The organism is Veillonella sp., assembly GCF_019414865.1.
Lineage (GTDB): Bacteria > Bacillota > Negativicutes > Veillonellales > Veillonellaceae > Veillonella.
In genome coordinates this window covers 1-5,160 of record NZ_DXLG01000109.1, presented here as the reverse complement: position 1 = coordinate 5,160, position 5,160 = coordinate 1, and the positions used below count along the sequence as shown (strand labels likewise).

6 protein-coding genes are annotated in these 5,160 nt (G+C 39.5%); all 6 read left to right on the top strand.

Annotated elements, in window-relative coordinates; all coding sequences use genetic code 11:
* Positions 1 to 83 precede the first annotated feature (83 nt).
* The 6 genes from cobI to QZ334_RS06685 all read left to right on the top strand — a co-directional run bounded on the left by cobI (position 84) and on the right by QZ334_RS06685 (position 5,058).
* Positions 84 to 791: a precorrin-2 C(20)-methyltransferase gene (gene cobI, locus QZ334_RS06710; protein ID WP_295233022.1), complete on the top strand. Its 708-nt coding sequence runs from the start codon at positions 84 to 86 to the stop codon at positions 789 to 791.
* A 29-nt stretch (positions 792 to 820) separates the two neighbouring features.
* On the top strand, positions 821 to 2,200 hold the full coding sequence (locus QZ334_RS06705; protein WP_295233021.1) for a cobyrinate a,c-diamide synthase: 1,380 nt from the start codon (positions 821 to 823) through the stop codon (positions 2,198 to 2,200).
* Positions 2,201 to 2,202: 2 nt separating this feature from the next.
* Positions 2,203 to 2,745: a cob(I)yrinic acid a,c-diamide adenosyltransferase gene (gene cobO, locus QZ334_RS06700; protein WP_295233018.1), complete on the top strand. Its 543-nt coding sequence runs from the start codon at positions 2,203 to 2,205 to the stop codon at positions 2,743 to 2,745.
* 148 nt (positions 2,746 to 2,893) lie between these two features.
* Positions 2,894 to 3,283: a class II SORL domain-containing protein gene (locus QZ334_RS06695; RefSeq protein ID WP_060924194.1), complete on the top strand. Its 390-nt coding sequence runs from the start codon at positions 2,894 to 2,896 to the stop codon at positions 3,281 to 3,283.
* A 220-nt stretch (positions 3,284 to 3,503) separates the two neighbouring features.
* Entirely contained in the window at positions 3,504 to 4,733 is a 1,230-nt protein-coding gene (locus tag QZ334_RS06690) for an aspartate kinase (RefSeq protein WP_060924195.1), read from the top strand.
* 7 nt (positions 4,734 to 4,740) lie between these two features.
* On the top strand, positions 4,741 to 5,058 hold the full coding sequence (locus QZ334_RS06685; RefSeq protein WP_005386222.1) for a hypothetical protein: 318 nt from the start codon (positions 4,741 to 4,743) through the stop codon (positions 5,056 to 5,058).
* Positions 5,059 to 5,160 lie beyond the last annotated feature (102 nt).

Below are 5,160 nucleotides of genomic sequence, written 5' to 3'. Positions count from 1 at the left end.
CTTTGTATATCTTGTATAAATTAGTTATAATAAAAGATATGAAATTTATAAATAGATTGTAACTATAAGAATAGGAGAAACCCATGAAAGGTAAATTATATGGCATTGGCGTAGGCCCTGGTGATTCTGAATTGATGACTGTGAAAGCTGCTCGCATCGTAGGTGAAGCTGATATTATCATCACACCTAAAACAGAAAAGAAAGATGGTTCTGTAGCACTTAATATTGCATCCCCATACATTCAAGAACATACAGAAATCGTTCCTGTAGTATTCCCAATGGTATTGGATGATGCTACACAAGAGGAAGGCTGGCAAGAAGCAAAACGCATTATCTTGTCCTACTTAGATCAAGGTAAAAGCGTTGTCTTCTTAACATTGGGTGATCCTATGTTCTACAGCACATACATGTATGTATATCGCTTGATCGAAAATACAGACCATGAAATTGAAACAATTCCTGGCGTTACTGCTTTCTGTGCTATTGGTTCCCACCTTGGCTATCCAATCGTAGAGAAGGAAGAAGTATTAGCTATCGTTCCTGCTACAGCACCTAAAGAAAAAATCGATGCTGTATTGGCTGTAGCTGATGATGCGGTAATCATGAAAGTATATAAAAACTTTGATGAAGTACAAGAAACATTGCTTAAACATAACATGGCAGATGATGCGGTTATGATTAGCCGTGTAGGTTTGCCTGATGAGCAAGTATATGTAGGCCTAGACAATATGCCAAAAGATACTAAACTCAACTACTTATCTACAATCCTTGCAAAACGTAAGGATCGTTAACAAACACGTCGTATTACGAGGTAATATCTATGAACACAGTACAGATTCCACGTGTTGTCATTGCAGGCACAAACTCTGGTGTAGGTAAAACAACAATCGTAGCGGGCTTATTGGCTGCTTATGCAAATGGTGGACGTACGGTGCAATCCTTTAAAGTGGGCCCGGATTATATTGATCCGGGCTTTCATAAAATTGCATCCGGCCGTGACAGCTATAATTTAGATACGTGGCTCGTGCCACCTCACAAATTAAATCCTTTCTTCGCTACCATGGCGCATGGTGTAGACCTTGCTATTATCGAAGGTGTTATGGGCTTGTATGATGGCGGTCGCGAAGGGGTTAGTTCCACTGCCCAAATTGCTAAGCAATTGAATGCTCCCGTTGTGCTTGTTATCGATTGTAAGGCGATGGGTGAAAGTGCAGCAGCCATTGCTAAAGGATTCCGTGATTATGACCCAGAGGTAAACCTTGGTGGTGTCATTCTTAACCGCTTAGGCTCTGCTAATCATGAGCGCATGGTTCGTGAAGGCATGGCCAAGATTGGTGTTCCAGTCATTGGTGCTATTTATCGCGATGACCGTATGCACTCTCCGGAGCGTCATTTAGGCCTCACACCGGTTACTGAGATCGATCCAACAGAAGCGATAAATACGATTCGTGAAGCCGTTGAAAAAATGGTTGAACTCGATCAATTGATGGACATTGCATCTAGTGCACCAAGTATTGAATTACCAGATGCAGTTGATCCTAAGTCTATTGAAAAACGCGTGAAAATCGGTGTAGCTTATGATGAGGCCTTCTCTTTCTACTATCCTGCAAGTTTAGCCGCCTTAGAGGAGAAGGGGGCAGAAATCGTATACTTTAGCCCACTTAATGACTTTGAAGTTCCTGATGTAGACGGCCTAGTATTTGGCGGTGGTTTCCCTGAAATGTTCTTGTTCCAACTTTCTAGTAACGAGTCAATGAAAGAGTCTATCCGTCAAGCCAACGAAAAAGGCCTGCCTATTTATGCTGAATGTGGTGGCCTTATGTATTTATGTGAAAGCATCCACGACTTTGAGGGTACCGTATACGATACGGTAGGTATTGTACCTGCTAATTGCATTATGCAACAAAAGCTGCAAAAAGTAGGGTATGTTACGGCTACAGCTAAGCGAGATACCTTGTTAGGCACTGCTGATACATCTCTTCGTGGTCATGAGTTCCATTTCTCTACTATGGAGCCGACTGTAGAGAACTTCCCATGGGCATTCCACTTAGAAGGTGGCCGTAAACCTCAATCCTATGATGGTGGCTATGCTACTGATAATGTATTAGCATCGTATTTACATTTGAACTTTGCTGGTTCTGATGAAGGAGCACAACATTTCATTGATATATGTGCTAAGTATAAAGCTAAAAGGAGCTAATTATGAGTGAACGAGGCTTAATTTTAGTTAATACCGGCAATGGTAAAGGTAAAACAACAGCAGCCTTAGGTGTTGCATTACGCGCTGTTGGCCAAGGTCTTAAGGTTTTAATCTTACAATTTATCAAAAGTGGTAATGGCTATGGCGAACTAGCAGGTCTTGCTAAATTAGGGGACCAAGTAGAAATTCGTTCCATGGGTAAGGGATTTATTTACTATAAACGAGATGAAGTAGGCGAGGCTGAATTGGCACGTCACAAAGAGGCAGCTCAAAAGGCTTGGCACACATTAGTGGAAGAAGTAAATTCAGATCGATGGGACCTCATCATTATGGATGAAATCAATAATGCCATTAATTATGAGCTTATTGATGTGAATTCTGTAGTAGATATGCTTAAACATAAACCTGAGCGCTTACACGTTATTTTAACAGGCCGTTATGCAAAACCTGAAATCATTGATATAGCTGATACAGTAACAGAAATGAATGTCGTAAAACATGCCTATGAAAAAGGAATTAAGGCTGCTAAAGGGATTGAGTTCTAATACGGAGAGCTTGAATATAAATAAATCTAAAATTTTCGAAAAAGCTCTTGCTAAAACTATATCGAAAATGTATAATATAGTCATAAGCACAAGATGCTGAATATTCTTGACATTAAGTATGTATATAACACTAACCAGGAGGTTAACTATGGCTGTACATGATTACATTAAATCCGGCGATTTCGCTACTGAAAAACACGTTCCTGTTATCGAGACTGTTGACACTGTAAAAGCAGGTGAAACTTTCCACGTAACATTGTCCGTTGGTAAAGATATCGCACATCCTAACACTGTAGAACATCACATTGAATGGATCAAATTGTACTTCGTAGCTGAAGGTACTCAATTGCCATTCGAAGTTGGTGAAATTTCCTTCAACGTACATGGTGATGGCGCAACTGCAAACGAAGGCCCTGTACATGCAATTTCTGAAGGTTCTTTGGCAGTTTCCTTGAACAAATCTGGTAAATTAATTGCTGTATCCTACTGCAACATCCACGGTTTGTGGGAATCCGAAAAAGCAATCACAGTTGCTTAATTAACTTAATCAACTAATAAAGACCAGCCATAAGGCTGGTCTTTTTGTCTGTAAATGTTAATAATAACTGAAATAATCATACTAAAGTTATGTCCGCACTCGAAGGAGTTTTGTTTTTGCGCAGTGGATAAATTGCGTTGTATCCCTTTACAGTGCTATTTGTTTGTGGTAAAGTATATGCATATTGATTTTTAGTAGATAAGTTAAATGAGGGATTATTGTGGCCTTAATCGTTAAAAAATTTGGTGGTAGTTCCGTAGCTACACCAGAAAAAATATTTAATATTGTTGATCGCGTCCTTCGTGAGAAGAAAGAAGACGATAAAATCGTTATCGTTGTATCCGCTATGGGTGATACAACAGATGACTTGGTAGCATTGGCTAAAGAAGTAACATCTAAGCCTTATGGTCGTGAAATGGATCGCTTGTTATCTACAGGTGAGCAAGTAACGATTGCATTAATGGCGATGGCTTTCAACGAACGTGGTCATAAAGCGATGTCCTTAACAGGTGATCAAGCAGGTATTACAAGTAGTGATACATTCAATAAAGGCCGTATTTTAGGCGTTGATCCAAATCGCGTATTTGAAGCTTTGGATGAAGGCAATATTGTAGTGGTTGCAGGTTTCCAAGGTATTACTGAATATGGTGATATGGTTACTTTAGGTCGCGGTGGTTCTGATACAACTGCTGTTGCATTGGCAGGCGCTATGAAAGCTGATGTTTGTGAAATATTTACAGATGTTGAAGGCGTTTACTCTACAGACCCTCGTGTTGCAAAAGAGGCTTTCAAATTAGAAGAAGTAACATATGGCGAAATGCTTGAGATGGCACGTCTTGGTGCAGGTGTAATGCAACCTCGCGCCGTAGAAATGGGTTTCCGTTATGGTGTACCTATTCACGTACGTTCAACATTTAGTGACAATACAGGTACTATTATTCGGGAGGATTATACTGTGGAAGCAAATAAACACGTAATTACTGGCGTAGCTGATGATACTAATACAGCAAAAGTAGCCCTTGTAGGCGTTGAAAATAAACCAGGTGTTGCAGCAACTGTGTTCAAAGCATTGGCTGCAAAAAACGTGGATGTTGATATGATTGTTCAATCTATCCGCGCCGTAGGTGAACCTAAAACTGACCTCATCTTCACTGTAGCTATGGATGATGTTGTACTAGCTCGTGAAGTATTGGCAGAATTACAAAAAACTGTTGATATTGAAGCTGTAAATATTGACGAAAGAATGGCAAAAGTATCTATCATTGGTGCAGGTATGTTAGGTCAACCAGGCGTGGCAGCTCAAATGTTTGATATTTTGAGCCAAGAAGGCATCAATATTGAAATCATTTCTACTTCTGAAATTAGTATTTCTTGTCTTGTTGCTGAAGACCGCGTTAAAGATGCTGTTCGTGTAATTCACAATGGCTTATTGTTAGACCAAAGAGGTTAATCTATTTATGGATAGTCTACGTAGTTTTATGGATGAAATGCTCAATGACCAAGGTCGTAAGGAAGGTTTCATTAGCGATCTACTAGGAAATCTAAAAAATCAGCCTATTCCAACATTGGAGCAAGCTCAAACTGGTTATACTACAGTAAGTAATTTACATGGCATTTTCTACGATTATGATAAGGCGGAAGTTACTATTTCTTATAAGGTAGTACCTGATATGTACCCACCGTATACGTTAAGCTTTGTACAATTCCAAGCAGTGTTAGAAGGCTTGTTAACCTTGCGCCGCAATCAAAAGTGGCAAATGCAACATAATAAATAAACTGAACCCCATGGGCACTATGCCTGTGGGGTTTTGCTTTGTCATAGTATTATTGTTATATTATTTACAATTTAATCAATTGATGATTGTAACGTTTTAATA